The organism is Jannaschia maritima (assembly GCF_030973515.1).
In the GTDB taxonomy this organism is placed as follows: domain Bacteria; phylum Pseudomonadota; class Alphaproteobacteria; order Rhodobacterales; family Rhodobacteraceae; genus Jannaschia; species Jannaschia maritima.
On record NZ_JARGZA010000008.1, the window covers coordinates 47001 to 69452 of the forward strand.

Below are 22452 nucleotides of genomic sequence, written 5' to 3' on the forward strand. Positions count from 1 at the left end.
GCGTTGCAACGCCGCCCCGTTTCCCCTAGCTGGTCAGCGAACTGGTCAGGAGGGTTCGGCATGTGGAGCTTGCAGGATGCCAAGGCCCGCTTCTCGGCCGTGGTGGACGCCGCCATGGCGGGCGAGCCGCAGGAGGTGACGCGCCGGGGCAAGCCCGCGGTCGTCGTCGTGTCCGTGGAGGAATGGCGGCGCTTGAGCGAGGCGAGCCAGACGCGCACGGAGGCGGAGGCCTTCAAGGAGCACCTGCTTTCGATCCCATGGCGCGAGGATGTGCCGGATCCATTTCCACGCATCGACGCTCAGGCGCGACCCGTCGAGTTTTGAGCTTCCGTCTCGACACGGACGTCCTGTCGCTATCGCGGCGGCTGGATCGGGCGCCTGCGATCTAGGGCTGGATCGACGCGCAGGACGCAGGGGCTCTCTATATCAGTACCGTCACCATCGGTGAGATCGCGCGTGGCATCGCGCTGCAGCGTCCTCGCGATCCGGGATTCGCTGAGGATCTGCAACGGTGGTACGACGGCGTCGTGAGGCAGTCGGCCTCCCGGATCCTGCCGTTCGGAATTTCCGATGCAGAAGTCTGGGGGAACTTTTGTGCTAGGGTCGGGCATGTCTCGTACGACCTGATGATCGCGGCGACCGCGCATGTCGTCGGCGCGACCGTCGTAACCTGCAACGGGCGGCATTACGACCGCACCGGGGTGGCACTGGTGGAACTGCCCGTCACGTAGCATGGGCGGATATGCAATGCTGCGCCCGCCTCCGACGATCGCGATCCGCCGATCCACGCTCTAGGCCGGCGTCGCGGGCGCGCGCCGCCGGGGCAGCCAGCGCTTCTCGCCCAGCATCAGCATGGCGGGGGTGACGATCAGGGTCAGGATCGTGGCGACGACCAGGCCGCCCGCGATGGCCGAGGACAGTTCGGTCCACCACTGCGTGGACGGGGCGCCGTAGATCACCTCGCGGGTGAAGAAGTTCAGATTCACGCCGATCACCATGGGCATCAGCCCCAACGCGGTCGTGATGGACGTCAGCAGCACGGGACGCAGGCGTTGCGCGCCCGTGCGCAGCGCCGCCGTGCGGGGGTCGAGGCCCGTTCGCCGCAGATCATTGTAGGTGTCGATCAGCACGATGTTGTTGTTCACCACGATCCCCGCCAGCGCGATGACGCCGATGCCGCCCATCACCACGCCGAAGGGTCGCCCCGTCACGAGAAGGCCGAGCAGCACGCCCGCGACCGAGAAGACGATGGCCGACATCACGACGAAGGCCTGGAGGAAGCTGTTGAACTGGATCACCAGGATCACCAGCATCAAGCCGATCGCGGCCGCGAACGCGCCCACGAGGAACGTCATCGCCTCGGCCTGATCCTCCGCCTCGCCGCCGAAGGACCAGGTGGCGCCGGGCGGCAGGTCGGCCCCCTCCAGGGCGCCGGACAGGGCCGCGACCTGCTGGTCGACCAGCAGGCCGGGCGCGACGTTCGCCTCGATCGTGACGACGCGGCGCTCGTCCTCGCGGCGGATCACGCCGACGCGCTCCGAAGGCAGGAAGGTCACGAAGTTCTGGATCGGCACCAGCCCCGCGGCGGTGGGCACGCGAAGGGCGCCCAGCTCCGCCAGGCTGCGGTCGTCGCGCGGGAAGCGCACGCGGATGTCAAGCGCACCATCCGCGTCGTCGGGGCGGTAGTCGGCGACCGTGATCCCCTGGGTCAGCAATTGCACCGCCTGGCCCAGCAGGCTGACATCGGCGCCGAAGCGCGCGGCCTCCTCCCGGTCCACGAGGATCGACACCTCGACGCCGGGCAGGGGGCGCGTGTCGGTGACGTCGGTGAACCCGCCGATCCGCTCCATCTGCGCCAGCACGACCTCGACCGCTCGCGCCTGCGCGTCCGGGCTGCGGGCCTGGACCTGCAACTGCACCGGCTTGCCCGCGGTGGGGCCGCCCTGCTCGGTCTGGACCTGCACGTCGATGCCCGCGATGTCGGCGACGGCGTCGCGGATGTCCCCGCCGATCACGTCCGCCGTGCGCCGGCGGTCCCAGTCGATCAGGTCCAGTTGGATCGTGCCGATCGTCTCCTCGTCGCCTTGCCCCGCGCTCATGGTCGAGCGGGCATAGACGGACGCGACCTCCGGCATGTCCAGCAGGCGGGCCTCGACGGCGCGGACCAGGGCGTCGCGCTCCCAGATCGAGAAGTTGTCGCGCGCACGGATCTGGACCTGCATCGCTTCCGGCTCGACGGATGGGAAGAAGGTCAGGCCGCGGCCGAACTGCCCATAGGTCGCGAACGCCCCCAGCAGCAGGGCCACCGCCAGCATGAGCGTGGCGCCGGGGCGCAGGATGGCCCATTGCAGAACGCGAACGTAGGCGCCCGTCAGGCCGCCCACCTCGCGCGGGTCGCCCCCTTCCGCGGCCTGCAACGCGCGGCGCGAAGCGGCGGTCTGCGGCTGCCGGCGGCCGATCACGCCGCCCACGACGGGGATGAAGATCAGCGCCATGAAGAGCGAGGCGAACAGCGTCACGATCACCGTGATGGGCAGGAACTTCATGAACTCGCCCACCATGCCCGTCCAGAACAGCAGCGGGAAGAACACGGACAGCGTGGTCGCAGTGGACGCGATCACGGGCCAGGCCATGCGCTTGGCGGCCTGGGCATAGGCCTCGCGCGGGGTGGCCCCGTCCTGCAGGCGGCGGTCGGCCAGCTCGGTCGTGACGATCGCGCCGTCCACGAGCATGCCGACGACCAGGATCAGGCTAAACAGGACGACGATGTTCATGGTCGCCCCCATCGCCCACAGCGCCACGACCCCCGCCAGGAACGCCCCCGGGATCGCCAAGCCAACCAGGATGGCCGACCGCAGCCCCAGGGCGAAGACGATCACGATCATCATCAGGATCACGGCGGCGATGACGTTGGCCTCCAAATCGGACAGGAGGTCCTGCACCTCCTCCGACTGGTCCTGCAGGAACGTTACCTGCACGCTTTCGGGCCAATCGACGCGCAGGTCGGCCACCGTGGCGCGCACGGCGGCCACGGTCTCGATGATGTTGGCGCCGGACCGCTTCTTGACCTCCAGCGACAGGGCGGGCTGGCCGTCGATGCGCGCGAAGCCGTCGGGATCCTCGAAGGCGCGGCGCACGGTGGCGACGTCGCCGAAGGTGACGACGGCATCGCCACGGACCTTGATGGGCAGGTCCATCACGTCCTCCACCCCCTCGATGAGCCCGGGAACCTTCAGGACGATGCGTCCGCCGCCCGTCTCGATGGCGCCGGCGGCGATTAGGCGGTTGTTGCGCTGGACCTGGGCCACGACCTCGTCGAAGGACAGGCCGTAGGTCTGGAACACGGTGGGGTCGATCAGGACCTCCAGGAACTCGTCGCGCTCGCCGCCGATATCGACCTCCAGGACGCCGGGCAGGCCTTCCAGCGCCTCCTGCGCGTCGTTTGCCAAGCGGTTGAGGGTGCGTTCGGGGACCGGGCCGGACAGGACCGCCGTGACGATCGGGAACAGGGCGGTGTTAATCTCGGTCACGTTCAGGTCGGTCGCGTCCGCCGGCAGCTCCGACTCGACGCGGTCCACGGCGTCGCGCACGCGGTCCAGCGCCTCGTCGATGTCGCCGCCCGCCGTGAACTCCAACTGCACGGAGGCGAAGCCCTCCGCGGCCTCCGAGGACATGGTGTCCAGATCCTCGATGCCCCCGAACTCCGCCTCCATGGGCTCCAGCAGCAGGCGTTCCGCGTCCGCGGGGCTGATGCCGTCGAGCGTCGTGCTGACATAGACCAGGGGGAGGGGGATCTCCGGGTTGGCCTCCTTCGGAATGGACGCATAGGACAGCGCGCCCACGGCCAGGATGACCGCCAGGGCCAGGATCACCACTCGCGTGCGCGAGAAGGCGGCGTCGATCAGGGCGTTCATTCCACCACCTCCGCGGGTTCGGCCAGATCCGTTTCCGGCTGGGGGGTCACGGCCTCGCCGTCGCGCACGAAGCCCTGGCCCACCGTGATCAGGTCCACGGCGTCGGGCAGGCCCGTGACGAAGATCCCTTCGATCTCGGCGCGCACGACCTCCACCGGATAGAAGGCGACGCGCCCGTCCTCCACGGCCTTGACGCCGATGCGCCCTTCGGGGCCCAGCGACACGATGGAGGGCGAGATGAAATGCGCCCGCGCCCGGCCGGTGGGGATCGTCACCTCGGCCGAGATGCCGGCGCGGATGGCGCCGTCGCGGTTCGGGACTTCGATCTCGACGAGGAAGGTGCGCGTTTCGGACGCCGCGGCCGTGCCGACGAAGGCGACCTCGCCCTCCGCGGTTTCGCCCGTGATGAAGGACACGGCGGCGGGCTGTCCGCTCTCGATGCGCTGCAGGGCCTGCTGGGGGACCTGGATGGCGACCGTCAGGGGGCTGTTGTCCACGATCCGCCCGACCTGGGTGCCGGCCTGCACGAACTCGCCCGCGTCCAGGCTGAGCGTTTCCACGCGGCCGGCGAAGGGGGCGGTGATCCGCGCGGCGTCCAGCGCCTCGCGCGCGGCGGCCACCTGGGCCTCGGCGGCGGTCAGGGCGGTGCGGGCGTCGGTCACGCGATCGACGGTCGCGACCCCGCGGTCCAGAAGCTGGGACGCGTTGTCGAACTCCCGCTGGGCGCGCTCGGCCTCGCCCTCGGCGCGGCGGAGGTCGGCCTCCAGCCGGGTGGTGGACAGGCGGGCGATCACCTGGTCGCGCTCGACGTCCCGGCCCTTGTCGACCAGCACCTCCGCCACGTCGCCGGACGCTTCGGCCAGAAGCGCGGTGTCCCGATCGGGCTGGGCCTGCCCTTCGGCGCGGAAGGTCAGCGTGACGTCGTCGGCCACCGAGGGGCGGACCGCGACGGCCGTGGGGGCGGGGGCGTCGGCGCGCGCGACGACGGGGTCCGGGTCGTTTCCGGGCAGGACGAGGCCGGACCCCATCCAAGCGACGACCGCCACGAGGATCAGGCCCGCGATCCAGGTGGATCGGCGCGCGCCCGGGTCGTCGCGGAAGCGCAAGGCGTCCGGCCGGGAGGTGTCGTCGGAGGTATCGGTCATCGGTGCGCCCTGTTCGGCCGTCCCGCCATGCCGGGGCAGGTCGTGACCTAACGATGCGGGCGCCGCTGTCAATTTGCCCGGGCGGACGGGCGGCGGGTCAGGCCGGGACGGGACCCGGCAGGGGCATGCCGCCCGCGCGCGTCACCGCCCGCGCGCCGCAGGCGATGCCGGCCTCCAGGCAGGCGGCGTCGGTGCCCCCCGCGAGCCAGCGATCGAGGAAGCCCGCGTCGAAGGCGTCGCCCGCGCCGGTCGCGTCGACCGCGTGCAGGGCGGGAGCGGGGCGGGCGAGGATCGTCCCGCCGCGGCGCAGCTCGGCCCCGTCCGCGCCGCGCTTGACCGCCGTGACGGCGGGCCAGCGGTCCAGGCCCCGCGCGGCCAGGTGCGCGACCTCCGCCGCATTGGGGAAGAACAGGTCCAGCCGGGGCACGAGGTCGGCGAAGCCGGGATCGGGCGCGTCGTCCCAGGCGCAATCGGCGGACAGGCTGGCGCCGAGGTCGCGGGCCAGGTCGAGCAGGGCGGGGTGGTCGGTCAGGGTCCGCAGCTCGCCCACGTGGAGGTGACGGACGCCCGCGCGGCGCAGGGCGTCCGCATCCAGGGGCGGGATGGCGGGGCCGGGGGCGCGGGTCACGAAGGCGCGGTCGCCATCCAGGGGCAGGGCCACCGTGACCTGAGGCTCGGACCCCGTCGCGGGGCGGCAGGGGGACAGGTCGACGCCCGCGGCGATCAGGTCGCGGGTCACGGCGGCGTCGAAGGGCGCCGCGGGAAGGTGCGCGGCCAGCAGCGTCCGCCGCCCCAGCGCGGCCAGCCATGCGGCGGTGATCGCCGCGCCCCCGCCGGCCGCGACGGTCAGCCCGTCCGCGAACACCTCGCGCCCCGCTTCCGGCGGACGGGGCAGGCCGGTGAAGATCAGGTCGGCATAGACCCGCCCGACGCACAAGACGGCGCCGTCCCCGTCGCGGCCGTCCATGTCAGGCCACGCGCAGGGCCGCGCCGGAGGCGGCGTCGAACACGTGCAGGTCCTGTGCGGCGGCACCCAGCCGGACGGTGGCGCCAACGGCGGGCGGTGTGCGGGCATCGGCCTTCGCCACAACCTCGCCCGACGGCGTGTCGACGTAGATCAGCGTGTCGGGGCCCAGCGGCTCGCGCACGGTGACGCGCCCCTCGACCAGGGGGGCGTCGGTCACGGGGTGCAGGTCGTCGGGGCGGATGCCGACGAGCACCGCGCCGTCCGACGCCCGCGGCACGGTGCCCGGCGGCAGCGACGCGCCATCGAGCAGGTTCATGCTGGGCGCGCCGATGAAGCGGGCGACGAAGGTGTTGGCGGGACTGCGATAGACCTCGTCCGGGGTGCCGACCTGCTGGATGTGGCCGTCCTTCATGATGACGATGCGGTCGGCCAGGGTCATCGCTTCCACCTGGTCGTGCGTGACGAAGACGATGGTGGATCCGACCCGCTGGTGCAGCTTCTTGATCTCCAGCCGCATCTGGGTGCGCAGCTGCGCGTCGAGGTTGGACAGGGGTTCGTCGAACAGGAACACGGCCGGGTCGCGCACCATGGCCCGCCCGATGGCGACGCGCTGGCGCTGCCCGCCCGACAGCTGCGACGGCTTGCGGTCCAGCAGCGCGGTCATGTCCAGAAGGGCCGCCACCTCGTCGATGCGGCGCTCCTTGTCGGCGCGGGGCATCCGGGCGGCGCGCAGGCCGAAGCCGATGTTCTTGCGGACCGTCATGTGGGGATAGATCGCGTAGTTCTGGAACACCATCGCGATGTCGCGGTCCTTGGGCTCCAGGTCGTTCACCACCCGGCCCCCGATGGACACGGTGCCGCCGCTGATCTCCTCCAGGCCCGCGATCATGCGCAGCGTGGTGGACTTGCCGCAGCCCGACGGGCCGACCAGCACCACGAACTCGCCGTCGCGGATGTCCAGGTCGATGCCGTGCAGGACCTGCGTCTCGCCGTAGCGCTTGATCAGGTCGGCGATGGCGATGTCGGCCATGGCGGTCAGTCCTCCAATGCGGCGAAGGCCGCGGCCCGGGCGGCGGCGGCCTCCGCGTGGCGGTCGGTGCGCGCGCGCGCGTTGGCGCGCAGCACGTCCAGGTCCTCGCGGTAGCGGATCAGCGCCTCCGCCAGGGCGGCGGGGGCGGGGCCGCCCAGCCGGTCCCGGCGGGCGACGAACGCGTCCGGCGAGACGGCCTCCGCGAAGGCGTCGCGGTCCAGGGCGGCGTCGCGTCCCGCCGTCGCGCGGAAGGCGTCGGCGAAGGCGTCGAACCCCTGTCCCAGGGGCACGCCGCGGGCGATCGCGGCGCGCGCCGTCTGGGCCGCGACGTGATGGGCCTGTCGGAAGGTCAGCCCTTCGGCGCGCACGAGCGTGTCGGCCAGCTCGGTGACGGTGACGCAGGCCGCGTCGGCGTTGCGCCGCACGCGCGCGCCGTCGATCCGCGCGCCCCGCAACACGGCCTCCATCAGCGCCAGCATCCGGTCGCCGCCCGCGAAGGCGGCATAGCCGGCCTGCTGCACCTCGCCCTCGCTGTCGTTCATGTCGGTGAAGGGCGTGTTGCGCATCGTGTCCACGACCGCGTCGCAGCGTCCGGCGGTCATCGCGGCCAGATGGCGCATGTGCTCGATCGGGACGGGGTTGCGCTTCTGCGGCATGATCGAGCTGACCTGCACCAGCGCGTCCGACAGCCGGAGTTGCCCGACCTCGAACGCGGACCAGAACGCCATGTCCTGCACCACCCGCCCCAGATGGACGAAGATCAGCTTCAGAGCGGAATAGAGCCCCGTAACGTAATCGACGGAGGCGATGCAGTTGTAGGAGTTGGTCATGGGCCGCGTGAAGCCCAGAAGGGTCGCGACCTGCGCGCGGTCCACGGGGAAGCCCGACGTGGTGATCGCGGCCGCGCCCATGGGGCACAGTTCCAGGGCGTCGCACGCCTCGCACAGGCGGTGGGCGTCGCGCAAGAGGACCTCGGCCACGGCGCAGAGATAGTGGCCCCAGGTCGTCGGCTGCGCGGGCTGGCCATGGGTGTAGGCCACGATCAGGGTGGACCGTTCGCGGTCGGCGATGCGCAGCAGCCGGTCCGCCAGGGCGTGGATCAGCGCCAGCGTCCGCGCGGTCCGGTCGCGCAGGGCCATCTTGAACACCGTGTGGTCGATGTCGTTGCGCGACCGCGCCGTGTGAAGCGCGCCGCCCAGGTCCCCCAGGCGCGCGCGCAGCTCGTGCTCGACGAGGAAGAACCAGTCCTCGTGCGCACCGGTATAGGTCTGCGCGTCGCGGTCCAGGTCGGCCGCGATGCCGCGCAGGGCGGCGGCGATGCGGGCGCCGTCGGCGCGCGACAGGATGCCGGTATCGACCAGCATCACCAGATGCGCGCGGTCGATGGCATCCATGTGGTCGGCGAAATGGATCTTCACCCCCTCGAACAGGGGGGCCAGCACCGTGTCCCGATAGGTCGGGTCGGGGAAGGTGGGGGCGTCGGTCATGGGGAAAGCCACTCGGACTTGCTGTTGTGTCCGGCCGCGCTTGCGCGCAACCGTTCGTCGCTTCGGACATGCCCCCGGCATGTCCGATCCGGCGATGCCGGACCGCCCCTCATCCCTTCAGCCCCGCCATCACGACGCCGCGGATGATGAACCGTTGGAATATCAGGAACACGACGAGGGTGGGGATGGTCGAGATGGCCGCGCCGGTCATGATCAGCTCCCACGCGACGTCGACCTCGTCCCCGAAGCCGGACAGGCCCACGGGCAGGGTGTAGAGCTCGACGGAGTTGGTCACGATCAGTGGCCACAGGAAGGCCGTCCAGTTGCCCAGGAACACGAAGATCGCCAGGGCCGCCAGCGCGGGCTTCACCAAGGGCATCGCGACGGTCCACCAGATCTGCAGCTCGTTCAGGCCGTCGATGCGGGCGGCTTCGAGGAAGTCGTCCGGCACGGACTCGAAGAACTGCTTCATCAGGAACGTCCCGAAGGCCGTCATGAGGCCGGGGAACATGATGCCCCAGTAGCTGTCGAGCCATCCGAACTGCTGGGACATCAAGTACCAGGGGATCACCAGCATCTCGGTCGGGATCATCAGCGTGGACAGGATCGCGATGAAGACCAGCTGACGACCGGGGAAGCGGAACTTGCACAGCGTGTAGCCGACCAGGCTGTCGAACAGGACGTTCGAGATCGTGGTGATGGTGGCGATGACGAGCGAGTTGACGAACCAGTCGTAGAAGCGCCCGTCCTCCAGCACGTAGGTGTAGTTCTCGATCGTCGGCTCTTCGGGGATCAGGTTGACGTCATAGACCTCGTGCGGCCATTTCAGCGACGTGCTGACCATGTAGACCAGCGGCATCACCATCAGCACGCCGCCCAGGAACAGCAGGATCCAGCGCACCGCCTGACCGTGTCCGCGCGGCCCGCGCCCGGTGGGGTTCCGCAGCAGCCCTTCGGTGGTGGGCTTGGCGGGGGCGGGAACGTCGGTCAGGCTGGCCATGTCAGTCGCTCCGCAGGATCCAAAGCTGCGCCAGGCTGACGATCAGCAGGATCAGGAACAGCACCACCGTCTGCGCCGCGGCGTATCCCATGTCGAACGACGTGAACGCCGTCTGATAGATCATCAGCACCAACGGCTTGGTGCTGTCGAGCGGACCGCCCGGGTTGTTCGTCGTCATGTTGAAGACGTGGTCGAAGATCCGCAGGAACCCGATGGACGAGAAGACGACGATGAACACGATCGTGGGACGCAGGAGCGGGATGGTGATCTGGGTCAGCTGCGTCCACCAGCCGACGCCGTCCACGCGCGCGGCCTCGTAGTACGTCGTGGGGATCGCGCGCAGGCCGGCCATGAAGATGATGATCTGGAAGCCCAGGCCCGCCCAGATCGCGGGCGCCAGCACGGCGGGCAGGGCGTTGGTGGTCGAGTTCAGGAACTCGATCTGCGGGATGCCTACCGAAGCGAGCAGTTTGTTGAACAGCCCCGACGGCACCGGCTGATAGAACCAGCGCCACACCCAGGCCATCGCGACGGCCGACGTCATGAACGGCAGGAAGTAGAGCATCCGCAGGAAGCCGTGCATGAACCGCACCTTGTCCAGGTGGTACGCGATCACGAACGAGATCAGCAGAGACAGCGGCGTTCCGATCAGCAGGTACTCGAACGTATTGACGAACACCTTCCAGAAGACCGGATCGTTCCACAGCTTGGCGTAGTTCTCCCACCCCGCCCAGGTGCGGCTGCCCAGGAGGTTCCAGTCCTGGAACGAGATCAGGATCGCGTTCCCCGTCGGATAGAACCGGATGACGCCGTAGAACAGCACCGGCAGGGCCAGGAAGGCCCAGGCCCAGGCGATCTGCTTCTGCCGGATGGTCAGGTTGGCGAACATGGGCGGCCCAGCCTTCTTGCGGCGTCCATCCCCGGGCTCGACCCGGGGATCTCTCGCGGCGGGAGGCCCCCGGTCGAGCCGGGGGTCGACGGTACGCGGGCCGGAACCCCCGCATCGTCAGTTGGTCGCGTTGGCCTCGTCCAGGATGGCCTGCTCGCCTTGGGCCGCCTGCGTGAGGCTGTCCGCGACGGACTGCCCTTCCAGGGTGATGCGCTCGACCATCTGAACCATCTGCTCGCGCTGCGCGCTCTCGTTCACGAACTGCGTCGTGTTCGCGTATTCCAGCCCGCGGATGAACGGCCCATAGACCGGATCGTTGGCGTTCTCGTCCGTCATGCCGACCGACGGCTTGGCGGGCAGCTCACCCACGACGTCGAGCCAGACCTGCATCGCCTCGTCGGAGGTGACGTATTCCATGAACTTGACGGCGGCGTCGTACCGTTCGCCCTCCGCCTTCGTGGTGATCGCGTTCACCCAATAGCTGCTGTAGTTCGACCGCGTGCCGTCCGGTCCCGCGGGCAGCTCGGCCACGCCCCAGTTCAGGCCGCGCGTGTCGGCCAGCGACCCGATGCGGAAGCTGCCGTCGATGTGCATGCCCGCCCGCCCGGCTTTGAACGCGGCCTGCGGCTCGTCCATGAAGCCGATAGACGACACCGCGTCCTCGCCCTCCGTCAGACCCACGTAGAACTCCAACGCCTGACGCCCGGCATCGGAGTCGTAGGCGACCTCGCGCGCCGTCTCGTCGGCATAGGGTTGGCCGCCGAACTGCCGGACCAGGACCTCCCTGAACCAATGGTGGTCCTGCGCCGTCATGCCCGCGGTCAGGCCGACCTGGGTGATGTTGCCCGCGCCGTCCCGCTCGGTCAGCTGGGCGGCGACCTCGACCAGCTCGTCCAGGGTTTCCGGCGGGCCGTCGATGCCCGCGGCTTCGAACAGGCGCTCGTTGTAGAACAGCGCCAGCGAGCGCACGGCGGTGGGCAGGGCCCAGTACTCGCCGTCGACCTTCATGGCCTGGACCATGGGGAAGAAGTCCGCGTCGATCCGGTCGGCGGGGAACGCATCGGCGGGCAGGGGCTGGATCAGCCCTGCCTCGATGTAGTCGTTCAGCCAGCCATAGAACAGCTGCACCACGTCCGGTCCCTCGCCCGCGGGGATCGCGGCGGCGACCTTCGTGCGGTAGTCGGCATAGGGAAAGGTGGTCATCGTGACGGTGATGTCGGGGTTCGCCTCCTCGAAGGACGCGATCAGCTGCTCCATCGCATCGACCCGGGCGTCGAAGAAGTACTGCCAGTACTCGATCTCGACCTGCTGCGCGGACGCGCCCGCGGCCCAGATCGCCGTGCCTGCCGCCAGAGCGGCCATGCGTGCCTTCGTGGTCATGTCGTTCTCCCCATCTGCGGCCCGCGGGGCGGGCGTCGAACCCATGCAAAGCTCAAACCGCTTGAGCGGTCAAGCGGCTTGCCCTATCGCTTCCGCATGACCACCGCTCCCGACCATCCGCGCCGCGGCGCGAACGCCGCCCGGTCGCGGGACCACAACCGGCAACTGGTGCTGGGCCAACTGCACGCGGGCGGCGCCCTGGGACGGGCTGAGATCGCGCGCCGGTCGGGCCTGACGACGCAGGCGGTCAGCAACATCATCGCGGACCTGGAGGCGGAAGGGCTGCTGCGTCCCGCGGGCGCCGCGCGGGGCCGTCGGGGCCTTCCCGCGATCCAGTACGCGGTGAACCCCGCGGGTGCCTATGCCCTGGGCGTGGAGATCCGGCCCGCCGCGCTTCTGGCCACGCTGCTGGACCTGGGGGGCGGCCCCGTCTGGCAGGGCCGCGTGGCCGTGGAGGCCGCCGACCCGGACGCGGTGGCGGCCCCCCTGCGTGCGCTGCGCGACGCGGCTCTGAGCGCGGTGCCGCCGGGAGGGGGCCGGGTCCTGGGCGCGGGCGTGGCCATGCCCGGTCCGTTCGGTCGCACGGCGTTGTCGGGACAGGCGACGGACCTACCGGGCTGGCAGGACGCCGACCCGGCCGCACGCCTGGCCGACATGCTGGATCTGGACGTGGTGGTCGAGAACGACGCCAACGCCGCGGCCATGGCCGAGCGCATCGCCCTGGCGCCCGAGGGGATCGACACGTTCGCGTGCCTGTACTTCGGCACGGGGCTGGGCCTGGGCATCGTGCAGGACGGGCGCCTGGTCCTGGGCGCGCACGGCAACGCGGGCGAGGTGGGGCAGATCCCCATACCCGGCGCGGCAGGCGGCGCGGTGCCGTTGGAGCACGCCCTGTCGCGCGCATCGGTCGAACGCCACCTGCGCCTATCGGGACGCGACGCGCGCGAGATGGACGCGGTGGCGGCCCTTCACGCGCGCGGCGACGGGGCGATGCGCGAATGGATCGCGACCGCGGCGGCTGCGCTGTCCCACGTCCTGACGCTGATCGAGAACATGCTCGACCCCCGGACCGTGGTGCTGTGCGGCGCGATGCCCGCCCCCGTGCTGCGCGACGTGATCGCCGCCACCGCCTTGTCGCCCACCGTGTCGCGCCGCCCCGACGCCACGGCGCCCTTGCGGGTCGGGACTTGCTCGCGCATGGCGGCGGCGCGGGGCGGGGCCGCGTTGATGCTGTCGCGCGCCTTCACTCCGGCCCTGGCCGCGTGACGGTGGACGATCGATGACGCCCGATCAGGCCCGGCTGGAGGACGACCGCGCGGCGCCCCGCCTCGTGACGCTGTGGCATGTCCTGACCGCCCTGCGCAGCCCCGTGCGGTTCCTGCAATCGGGCGCGCATCCCGACGACGAGACCTCGGCCATGCTGGCCGCCCTGCGGTTCCGCGACGGGATCGACCTAGCCTATGTCTGCTCGACCCGCGGCGAGGGGGGGCAGAACGACATCGGATGGGAATCGGGCGCGGCCCTGGGCGTCCTGCGGACGGCGGAGATGGAGCGCGCGGCCGACCGCCTGGACATGGCGCTGTGGTGGATGGGGGAGGGGCCGGACGACCCGATGCGGGACTTCGGCTTCTCGAAGTCGGGCGAGGAGACGCTGGAGCGTTGGGGTCGCGACCACACGCTGCGGCGGTTCGTCCGCGCGGTCCGCGAGGCCAGGCCCGACATCCTGTGCCCGACCTTCCTGGACGTGCCGGGCCAGCATGGACACCACCGCGCGATGACCTGGGCCGCGGGCGAGGTGATGGGCCTTGCCGCGGATCCGGCCTTCGCGGTCGACGGGACCGACCCCTGGACGGTGGCCAAGCTGTACCTGCCCGCATGGTCCGGGGCGGGCACGGCCTATGACGACGATCTTCCGCCGCCGCCCGCCACCGTGGCGGTCGATGGCGGCGGCCGATGCCCCGTCACCGGCTGGCCCTGGGCGCGGATGGGACAGCACAGCCGCGCCATGCACCGGACGCAGGGCATGGGCCGGTGGACCGGGAACGAGGGCGGCGCCTTTCCGCTGCACCGGGTCGGCGGGGGACGGGAGGGGGCGATCACGGACGGCCTGCCCGCCGACCTGTCCGACATCGGCGCGGGGGCTGCGATGGCGGCGTTCGAGGAAGCGCGCATGGCGTTCCCGGACGGCGGGGCGGTCGCCGCGGCGCTGGCCCGCGGCCTGGCCGCCCTGCCGGAGGGCGGGCCCCACGCCCACCGGTTGGACCGCAAGCGCGCGCAGGCGATGCGGGCGCTGTGGCTGGCCTCCGGCGCGGAGGTGCGGGGCGCGGCCGACCGGTCCTTCGCGGCGCCGGGCGAGCGGGTCGCCGTCGCGGTGGACCGGCACGACGGGATCGCGACGGACGTGACGGTCTCGGTAGCGTGGCCCGACGGATGGGCGGATGGCGCGCCCGTGGCGGGCCACCGTCCGGCGGCCTATGCCATGCGCTACGACCCCCTGGACCCGCCGAGCCCGGCACTGGCGGTCACCGCCCGCGTGGCGGGACAGGCGGTCGCCGTGGCCCTGCCGCTGGACCGGACCGTCGCGGCCCGGCCGGACGGGGTGGCGCTGGATCCGCCCGCGCAGATCCTGAACCGCGCTGCTGGGTCGGATGCGGCCACGCCCGTGGTCCTTTCGCCTGCGGGCGCCGCGCTGGATCTGCCCCCGGGATGGCGTCACGCGGCGGGCGCGCTCCATCCTCCGTCGGACGCGGCGGGCGCCGTCGGGATACCGGTCCTTCGGGACGGCGCGCCCGCCGCCGTGGTGACGCCGGTGCAGGCGCCGCACGTGCCGCCGCGCGTGCTGGCCATGCCCGCGATCCTGCGCATCGCCGTGCTGGACGTCCTTCTTCCGGACGCGCGGATCGCCGTCGCCTCCGCCGGGCGGGACAGGGTGGCGCATTGGCTGGGCCGCCTGGGGGCCGACGTGGTGGAGGCCGACGACGCGCTGCTGGATGCGGGCCTGCCGGGGGTGGACACGCTGGTCCTGGGGATCTTCGCCCTGCGCTTCCGCCCGGGCCTGTCGGCGCGGATGCGGGCCATATCCGACTGGGTCCGGGCGGGTGGCACCCTGGTCACGCTGTACCACCGGCCCTGGGACGATTGGGACCCGACCGCCATGCCCGCACGGCTGGAGATCGGGCAGCCGTCCCTTCGCTGGCGGGTGACGGACCCGGAGGCGGCGGTCACGCATCTGGCTCCGGACCACCCCGTCCTGACGGGGCCGAACCCGATCGGGCCGGACGACTGGGCCGGGTGGGACAAGGAGCGCGGCCTCTATTTCGCGTCGTCCTGGGACGGGGCGTACCGGCCGCTGCTGTCGATGTCCGATCCGGGCGAGGCGCCGCTGGAGGGCGCGCTCGTGTCCGGCGACGTGGGCCGGGGGCGGCACGCGCATTGCGCGCTGATCCTGCACCATCAGATGGAGCGGCTGGTCCCCGGGGCGTTCCGGTTGATGGCGAACCTGTGCGCGCCCCGGCGCTGAGGCGGTGAGCGGGCGGTCCCCGCCGGGCGAATGGCGGGGCGTCGCATGGCTGCTGGCGGATATAGGGCTGAACGTCTGGGCGCTGACCATCGTCAAGGCGACGGGGGCGGAGCTGTCGGCGTGGCAGCTGGTCTTCCTTCGCGCCGCCGTGGGGCTGGCGCTGATGGTGCCATGGATCGCGTGGTCGCGGGCCGAGTTCCGCCGCGCCCGCCGTCCGGGCCTGCATCTGCTGCGGATCGCCCTGTCCGCCGTGACGCTGACCGCCAGCTTCCATGCGGTCGCGCGCCTGCCCTTCGCCCTGTTCACCGCGATGAACTTCACCCGACCCCTGGTGATGATCGCCATGGCCGCCCTGTTCCTGGCGGAGCCCGCGACCCCGCGACGGTGGGCCGCAGCCCTTCTGGGCCTAGCGGGTGTGGTCGTGGCGGTGGGGCCCACGGCGACCCCCGATCCGGCGCTTCTGGCCATGGCGGTGACGGTGCTGTGCGGGACGGGTGCGATCGTGGTGACGCGCAAGCTGAACGACCAGCCGCCCGTGGTCCTGATGACGGCCTACACCGCGGGGCTGGCCCTGGCGACGGCCGGACCGGCCCTGGCGGCGTGGCGGCCGGTGAGTGCGGATCTGTGGCCCGTCCTGCTGGCGGTGGGGCTGTTCGCGCAGGGCGCGCAGTTCTGCTTCCTGCGCGCGCACCGATTCGCGACGGCGGGGCGGCTGGCCATCGCGGGCTATGCCGGGTTCGTGCTGACGACCGCGATCGGGTGGGCCGTGTTCGGCGAATGGCCCGCGCCGGCGTTCTGGCCCGGCGCCGCGGCGATCCTGTTCGCGGGTTGGCTCGCGCGGCCCGTGCGGGGGCGGGGGGCGGATCGATGACGTGGGCGGATCGGTGACGTGGGCGGATCGAGCCGCATGCGTGGCGCGCGGACCGGACGAATCGACCTCCGGCCGGCTGATCGGACTTGGCAGGACCGGCAGATGTTGTAACCATCCGGTTACAACAAACGGGAGGACGACATGATCCGGATTCTTACGACGACGGTGGCGCTGACCGCGGCCCCCTTCGCGGCCTTCGCGGACGGCCATTCGGGCGACGTGGAAGTGCTGCACTGGTGGACGTCCGGCGGCGAGGCCGCGGCGTTGAACGTCCTGAAGGAAGATCTGGAAGGGCAGGGCATCGGTTGGACCGACATGCCCGTCGCGGGCGGCGGCGGCGAGCAGGCGATGACTGTGCTGCGCGCGCGCGTGACCGCCGGCAACGCGCCGACCGCGGTGCAGGCCCTGGGCTTCGACATCCTCGACTGGGCCGACCAGGGCGCGCTGGCCGACCTGAACGCGGTCGCCGCGGAACAGGGCTGGGACGACGTGGTGCCCGAGGCGCTGAAGGCGTTCGCCAAGTCGGACGGCCAATGGGTGTCCGCGCCGGTCAACGTCCATTCGACCAATTGGGTCTGGGCCAACACCGCGGTGCTGGAGGAGAACGGCATCGAGATCCCCACGACCTGGGAGGAGTTCACCGCCGCCGTCGAGACCTTGAAGGCCGCCGGCATCACCCCCATCGCCCATGGCGGGCAGGCGTGGCAGGACGCGACCGTGTTCGACGCGGTCGCCATGTCGACCGGCGGGCCGGAGTTCTACGAGGCCGCGTTCATCGACCTCGATCCCGAGGTCCTGGGCTCGGACACGATGCGCGAGGCGTTCGACCGGATGGCGTTCATCCGAGAGAACGTGGACGACAACTTCTCCGGCCGGGACTGGAACCTGGCGACGGCCATGGTCATCAACGGCGAGGCCGGGTTCCAGATGATGGGCGACTGGGCCAAGGGCGAGTTCGTGAACGCGGGCCTGACCGCGGGCGAGGACTTCGCCTGCTTCCGGTTCCCGGGCACGCAGGATCAGGTCACGTTCAACGCCGACCAGTTCATGATGTTCGACCAGGACGGCGAGGTGTCCCCGGAGCAGGCGGCCCTGGCGATGGCGATCCTGTCTCCGGAGTTCCAGTCGGCCTTCAACGTCGTGAAGGGGTCCGCGCCGGCGCGCACGGACGTGTCCGACGAGGCGTTCGACGCCTGCGGCAAGAAGGCGATGGCCGATCTGGCTGCGGCCAACGAGTCGGGCAACCTGTTCGGCTCGATGGCGCACGGCCATGCGGCGCCCGCCGCGGTGAAGAACGCCATGTTCGACGTCATCACGGCCCACTTCAACGGCGAGTTCGATAGCGAGACCGCCGTCGAGGAGATGGTGACCGCCGTCGAGATCGCCCAGTGATCCACGTCGGGGCGTCCTTCGGGGCGCCCCGCCTTCCGGGGGGAACGCCATGAGCCTGGCCAACGCGGAGGTGCGTCCGGTCGTGACGCCCAAGCGCGCCGCCGACATGCGCACGCGCCTGCAAGGCTGGATTCCCAAGCTGGTGCTAAGCCCGTCGGTCGCGCTGATCTTCGTGTTCGTCTATGGGTTCATCGCCTTCACCTTGTACCTGTCGTTCACCGACAGCCGGATCCTGCCCTCCTACGACTGGGTGGGGCTGGAGAACTATTCAAAGCTGTTCCGCCTGTCGCACTGGACCATCGCGGTCACGAACCTGGCCGTGTTCGCGGGCCTCTACATCGCGATCTGCACGGCCATCGGCCTGGCGCTGGCCATCTTCCTGGACCAGAAGATCCGCGGCGAAGGGCTGTTGCGCCCGATCTATCTGTATCCCATGGCCCTGTCCTTCATCGTGACGGGCACCGCGTGGAAGTGGATCCTGGATCCCGGAATCGGGATCGAGAACACGATGCAGCTGTGGGGCTGGGAAAGCTTCGCCTTCGACTGGATCAAGAACCGGGACTTCGCGATCTACACGGTCGTGCTGGCCGCCGTCTGGCAGTCGTCCGGCTTCACCATGGCGATGTTCCTGGCGGGCCTGCGGGGCATCGACAACGAGATCCTGAAGGCCGCGCAGATGGACGGCGCGTCCAACTGGCAGCTGTACCGGCGCATCATCATCCCGCAGCTGCGCCCCGCCTTCCTGTCGGCCTTCGTCATCCTCAGCCACCTGGCGATCAAGTCCTACGACCTGGTCGTCGCGTTGACGGGCGGGGGGCCGGGCCGGGCGACCGAGCTGCCCGCGACGTTCATGTACTCCTACACGTTCAGCCGGAACCAGATGGGCATCGGCGCCGCCTCCGCCGTCATTATGCTGCTGACCATCGCGGCGATCATGGTCCCCTATCTCTATGCCGAACTGCGGGAGCGTCGCTGATGGCCGCGGCGTCCTCCGACACCGCCATCCGCACGGGTCGCGTGGCGCGCGCGGGGATCTACCTGTTCCTGCTGCTGTTCGCGCTGTTCTATCTGCTGCCGCTGTTCGTGATGGGGGCGAACTCGCTGAAGCCCCTGGGCGAGATCACGGGCGGGAACATGATGGCGCTGCCGTCGGACTGGACCATCGCGCCCTGGCTGTCCGCCTGGTCCACCGCCCAGATCGGGGTGGAGCCGACAGGGCTGCGGCCGTACTTCTGGAACTCGATCAAGATGGTCGTCCCCGCGGTCGCGATCGCGACCGTGCTGGGGGCGCTGAACGGGTACGTCCTGACCAAGTGGTCGTTCCGGGGCGACAAGGTCTTCTACGGGTTGATGCTGTTCTCGTGCTTCATCCCGTTCCAGATGGTGCTGATCCCCATGGCCCGGGTCCTGGGGCTGGCGGGCATCGCGGGCACCACATCGGGGCTGGTGCTGGTTCACGTCGTGTACGGGATCGGCTTCGCCACCCTCTATTTCCGCAACTACTATGCCGCGTTCCCGACCGAACTGGTGCGCGCGGCGCAGATCGACGGGGCGGGATTCTTCCAGATCTTCTGGCGCATCATGTTGCCGTCTTCGGGGCCGATCGTCGTGGTGTGCGTGATCTGGCTGTTCACGAACATCTGGAACGATTTCCTGTTCGGGGCGTCCTTCGCGGATGCCGACAGCCAGCCGATGACTGTGGCGTTGAACAACCTGGTGCAGTCGTCGACGGGCGTGAAGGAGTACAACGTCCACTTCGCGGGCGCGATCCTGGCGGCGCTTCCCACCCTGCTCGTCTATGTCGTGGCGGGCCGATACTTCGTGCGCGGCCTGATGGCCGGCAGCGTCAAGGGCTGACCCATGGGCTTTCTCGACATCGACAACGCGACCAAGAGCTATGGCGCCGTGGAGGTGCTGCACAACGTCGACATCTCCGTCCAGGAGGGGGAGTTCCTGGTCCTGGTCGGACCGTCGGGCTGCGGGAAGTCCACGCTGCTGAACATGATCGCGGGGCTGGAGGACATCACCTCGGGCGAGATCTCGATCAAGGGGCGCACCATGAACGGGGTGCACCCGTCCAAACGCAACATCGCAATGGTGTTCCAGTCCTACGCCCTCTACCCGAACATGTCGGTGGCGCAGAACATCACCTTCGGGTTGGAGATGCACGGCACCCCCAAGGCGGAGCGGCAGGCCGCGCTGGGGAAGGTGGCCAAGCTCCTGCAGATCGAGCCCCTGCTGGACCGCAAGCCCGGCGCGCTGTCGGGCGGGCAGCGGCAGCGGGTCGCGATGGGCCGGGCCCTGGTGCGCGACCCGGACGTGTTTCTGTTCGACGAACCGTTGTCCAACCTGGACGCCAAGCTGCGCGTCGACATGCGCACCGAGATCAAAAAGCTGCATCAGACGCTGGGCACGACCATCGTGTACGTCACCCACGACCAGATCGAGGCGATGACCCTGTCCACGCGGATCGCAGTGATGAACGGAGGCTACGTGCAACAGCTGGGCACGCCAAAGGAGATCTACGACGACCCGGCGAACCTGTTCGTGGCGGCCTTCATGGGGTCGCCATCGATGAACCTGCTGCCCGCGACCGTGCGGGTGGCGGACGGGCGCGTCGCGGCCGAGGTCGACGCGCCCGGCGGGCCCGTGTCGCTGGCCCTGACGCGGGGGGCGGACGCCCTGCGGGCGCGGGACGGGCGGCGGATCGTGCTGGGCATCCGACCGGAGGCGATCACCGATCCCGACGGGGCCGACCGCGGGTCGAACGCCCTGGAACGGATCGAGGCACGCATCGACGTGGTGGAGCCGTCGGGCGCGGACACCTTCGTCACGCTGGCGCTGGGGGGGCGGGACTGCATCGCCCGTCTGCGCGCGGATGCCGACGTGCGCGCGGGCGAGACGGTGCCCCTGACGGTGAACATGGAGAAGGCGACGGCCTTCGACCCGGACACGGAGATGCGGATCGGCTGACGCGGGCGGCCGGGCGGGCAGGGGGGCCACGACGTGACCGAATACGACCACATCGTCGTGGGCGGCGGATCGGCGGGCTGCGTCCTGGCCGCGCGCCTGTCGGAGGAGCCCGACGTCAGCGTGCTGTTGCTGGAGGCCGGCCCGAGGGACCGCAACCCCCTGTATCACATGCCCGCGGGCTTCGCGAAGATGACGAAGGGGCTGGGGTCGTGGGGCTGGCAGACGGTGCCGCAGCGCCACCTGGGCGGGCGGCGGCTGAACTATACGCAGGCGAAGGTAATCGGCGGCGGGTCGTCGATCAACGCGCAGATCTACACCCGGGGGCATGCGGGGGACTACGACGCCTGGGCCGCGGCGGGATGCGAGGGCTGGAGCTACCGGGAGGTGCTGCCCTATTTCCGGCGGTCGGAAGGGAACGAACGGTTCTCGAACGCCTATCATTCGGGGACGGGGCCGCTGGGGGTTTCGATGCCCCGCGGGGCCCTGCCCATTTGCGATGCGTTCCTGCGGGCCGCCCAGGACTGGGGGATGCCCTACAACCCCGACTTCAACGGGGTGCGGCAGGCGGGGTGCGGGTTCTATCAGCTGACGCAGCGCGACGCGCGACGCAGCTCCGCGGCGCGGGCCTTCCTTGTCCCCGCGGAGGGCCGGGCGAACCTGACCGTGCGCACGGGCGTCGCCGTCCGCCGCGTGATGGTGGAGGGGCGCCGCGCGGTGGGGGTCGAGACGGCGGACGGCCCCGTTCGCGCCGGGCGCGGGGTGGTCCTGGCGGCGGGGGCCATCGGCTCGCCCTGGCTGCTGATGCGGTCGGGCATCGGTCCCGCGGACCATCTGCGGCAAAGGGGCGTGGCCGTCGTCCACGACCTGCCGGGCGTGGGCGAGAACCTGCAGGACCACCTGGACCTGTGCACCATCGCGGAATGCACGGGGGCGCACACCTATGACGGGATGGATCGCTGGGACCGGGCCGCGCGGGCTGGGCTGCAATACCTGTTGACCCGGACCGGCCCCGTGACCGCGTCGCTGTTCGAGACGGGGGGGTTCTGGTACGCGGAGGACGGCGCCCCGTCGCCCGACATCCAGTTCCACCTGGGCCAGGGGTCGGGGATCGAGAAGGGGATCGAGGCACTGTCGGGGCACGGGGTCACGCTGAACTCCGCCTATCTGCGGCCACGGTCGCGGGGGACGGTCCGGTTGGATGCGGACCCCGACGCCCCGCCCCTGATCGACCCGAACTATTGGGCGGATCCGCACGACCGCGCCATGTCCCTGCGCGGGCTGGAGATGGCGCGCGAGATCATGGCCCAGCCCGCCCTGGCCCCCTTCGTGCGGCGCGAGGTCCTGCCCGGCGCCGGGGCGTCGGAACGGGAGGTGATGGAGTATGCCGTTTGCGCCGCCAAGACCGACCACCACCCTGCGGGGACATGCCGGATGGGGGTGGACGACGCGGCGGTCGTGGACCCCGCGCTGCGGGTGCGGGGGATCGAGGGGCTTCGGGTCTGCGACGCCAGCGTGATGCCCCGGGTGCCGTCGTCCAACACCAACGCGCCCACCCTGGCCGTGGGCGAGAAGGGGGCCGACCTGATCCGGGGGCTGGAGCCGCTGCCCGCCGCGGTGGTCCCGCCCAACTGACCCGATTCGCCAGGCACGGAGCGGGCGGAACGTCTTCCCGTTTTCGGCACCACGCAGGGTGTGCACCCCCCGTACACCCCCTGTACACCCCCCGTACATACGCGAGGCACCGTCCGGGGTCGGCGTTGGGGTATGCAGAACCGTTCCGACACAGGGGGCGGTGTCCGGCGGTCCACTATGGTGGACCGCGCTGCGGACCTCAGCTATCCCCCGGATCGACCCGTCCCTGCGGGACCGGTCCTTCGCCCCCCG

18 protein-coding genes are annotated in these 22452 nt (G+C 70.8%); 10 read left to right on the forward strand and 8 right to left on the reverse strand.

All coding sequences use genetic code 11. From position 1 onward, the window contains the following. The first annotated feature begins 60 nt into the window (after positions 1 to 60). Entirely contained in the window at positions 61 to 324 is a 264-nt protein-coding gene (locus P0084_RS09345; RefSeq protein ID WP_308916573.1) for a type II toxin-antitoxin system Phd/YefM family antitoxin, read from the forward strand. A 71-nt stretch (positions 325 to 395) separates the two neighbouring features. Next, positions 396 to 731: a PIN domain-containing protein gene (locus P0084_RS09350; RefSeq protein WP_308916688.1), complete on the forward strand. Its 336-nt coding sequence runs from the start codon at positions 396 to 398 to the stop codon at positions 729 to 731. Between the two features lie 60 nt (positions 732 to 791). Here P0084_RS09350 and P0084_RS09355 read toward each other — a convergent pair whose 3' ends face one another. The 8 genes from P0084_RS09355 to P0084_RS09390 form a co-directional block, all read right to left on the reverse strand. Then, positions 792 to 3914 carry an efflux RND transporter permease subunit gene (locus P0084_RS09355; RefSeq protein WP_308916574.1) on the reverse strand — a complete coding sequence of 1041 codons (3123 nt, stop codon included), beginning with the start codon at positions 3912 to 3914 and terminating at the stop codon, positions 792 to 794. Then, on the reverse strand, positions 3911 to 5059 hold the full coding sequence (locus tag P0084_RS09360) for an efflux RND transporter periplasmic adaptor subunit (protein ID WP_308916575.1): 1149 nt from the start codon (positions 5057 to 5059) through the stop codon (positions 3911 to 3913). Before P0084_RS09360 ends, P0084_RS09355 begins: the two co-directional genes overlap by 4 nt. Before the next feature lie 97 nt (positions 5060 to 5156). Next, positions 5157 to 6026, reverse strand: coding sequence for a carbohydrate kinase family protein (locus tag P0084_RS09365; RefSeq protein WP_308916576.1), 870 nt, complete (start codon positions 6024 to 6026; stop codon positions 5157 to 5159). A 1-nt stretch (position 6027) separates the two neighbouring features. Beyond that, positions 6028 to 7056, reverse strand: a complete 1029-nt coding sequence (locus tag P0084_RS09370) for an ABC transporter ATP-binding protein (protein WP_308916577.1) — start codon at positions 7054 to 7056, stop codon at positions 6028 to 6030. A 5-nt stretch (positions 7057 to 7061) separates the two neighbouring features. Then, on the reverse strand, positions 7062 to 8543 hold the full coding sequence (gene argH, locus P0084_RS09375) for an argininosuccinate lyase (RefSeq protein ID WP_308916578.1): 1482 nt from the start codon (positions 8541 to 8543) through the stop codon (positions 7062 to 7064). Positions 8544 to 8652: 109 nt separating this feature from the next. Next, on the reverse strand, positions 8653 to 9543 hold the full coding sequence (locus P0084_RS09380; protein WP_308916579.1) for a carbohydrate ABC transporter permease: 891 nt from the start codon (positions 9541 to 9543) through the stop codon (positions 8653 to 8655). A gap of 1 nt (position 9544) precedes the next feature. Then, positions 9545 to 10432 (reverse strand): carbohydrate ABC transporter permease, encoded by an 888-nt coding sequence (locus P0084_RS09385; RefSeq protein ID WP_308916580.1) that lies wholly within the window; start codon positions 10430 to 10432, stop codon positions 9545 to 9547. 117 nt (positions 10433 to 10549) lie between these two features. Continuing rightward, positions 10550 to 11812, reverse strand: a complete 1263-nt coding sequence (locus P0084_RS09390) for an extracellular solute-binding protein (RefSeq protein ID WP_308916581.1) — start codon at positions 11810 to 11812, stop codon at positions 10550 to 10552. Positions 11813 to 11908: 96 nt separating this feature from the next. Here P0084_RS09390 and P0084_RS09395 point away from each other — a divergent pair, with 96 nt between their 5' ends. The 8 genes from P0084_RS09395 to P0084_RS09430 all read left to right on the forward strand — a co-directional run bounded on the left by P0084_RS09395 (position 11909) and on the right by P0084_RS09430 (position 22200). Further along, positions 11909 to 13078, forward strand: coding sequence for an ROK family transcriptional regulator (locus tag P0084_RS09395; RefSeq protein ID WP_308916582.1), 1170 nt, complete (start codon positions 11909 to 11911; stop codon positions 13076 to 13078). A gap of 13 nt (positions 13079 to 13091) precedes the next feature. Continuing rightward, positions 13092 to 15332 carry a PIG-L family deacetylase gene (locus P0084_RS09400; protein ID WP_308916583.1) on the forward strand — a complete coding sequence of 747 codons (2241 nt, stop codon included), beginning with the start codon at positions 13092 to 13094 and terminating at the stop codon, positions 15330 to 15332. Between the two features lie 4 nt (positions 15333 to 15336). Continuing rightward, a complete protein-coding gene (locus P0084_RS09405; protein ID WP_308916584.1) occupies positions 15337 to 16203 on the forward strand; it encodes a DMT family transporter in 867 nt (288 codons plus the stop codon). A gap of 141 nt (positions 16204 to 16344) precedes the next feature. Beyond that, positions 16345 to 17595, forward strand: a complete 1251-nt coding sequence (locus P0084_RS09410; RefSeq protein WP_308916585.1) for an ABC transporter substrate-binding protein — start codon at positions 16345 to 16347, stop codon at positions 17593 to 17595. A 49-nt stretch (positions 17596 to 17644) separates the two neighbouring features. Then, complete coding sequence (locus tag P0084_RS09415; protein ID WP_459554089.1) at positions 17645 to 18571, forward strand: carbohydrate ABC transporter permease; 927 nt, start codon at positions 17645 to 17647, stop codon at positions 18569 to 18571. Further along, positions 18571 to 19452, forward strand: coding sequence for a carbohydrate ABC transporter permease (locus tag P0084_RS09420; RefSeq protein ID WP_308916586.1), 882 nt, complete (start codon positions 18571 to 18573; stop codon positions 19450 to 19452). The genes P0084_RS09415 and P0084_RS09420 overlap by 1 nt, the downstream gene beginning before the upstream one ends. A 3-nt stretch (positions 19453 to 19455) precedes the next feature. Next, positions 19456 to 20568, forward strand: a complete 1113-nt coding sequence (locus tag P0084_RS09425; RefSeq protein WP_308916587.1) for an ABC transporter ATP-binding protein — start codon at positions 19456 to 19458, stop codon at positions 20566 to 20568. Between the two features lie 33 nt (positions 20569 to 20601). Next, positions 20602 to 22200 (forward strand): GMC family oxidoreductase, encoded by a 1599-nt coding sequence (locus P0084_RS09430; protein WP_308916588.1) that lies wholly within the window; start codon positions 20602 to 20604, stop codon positions 22198 to 22200. The last annotated feature ends 252 nt before the right edge of the window (positions 22201 to 22452 follow it).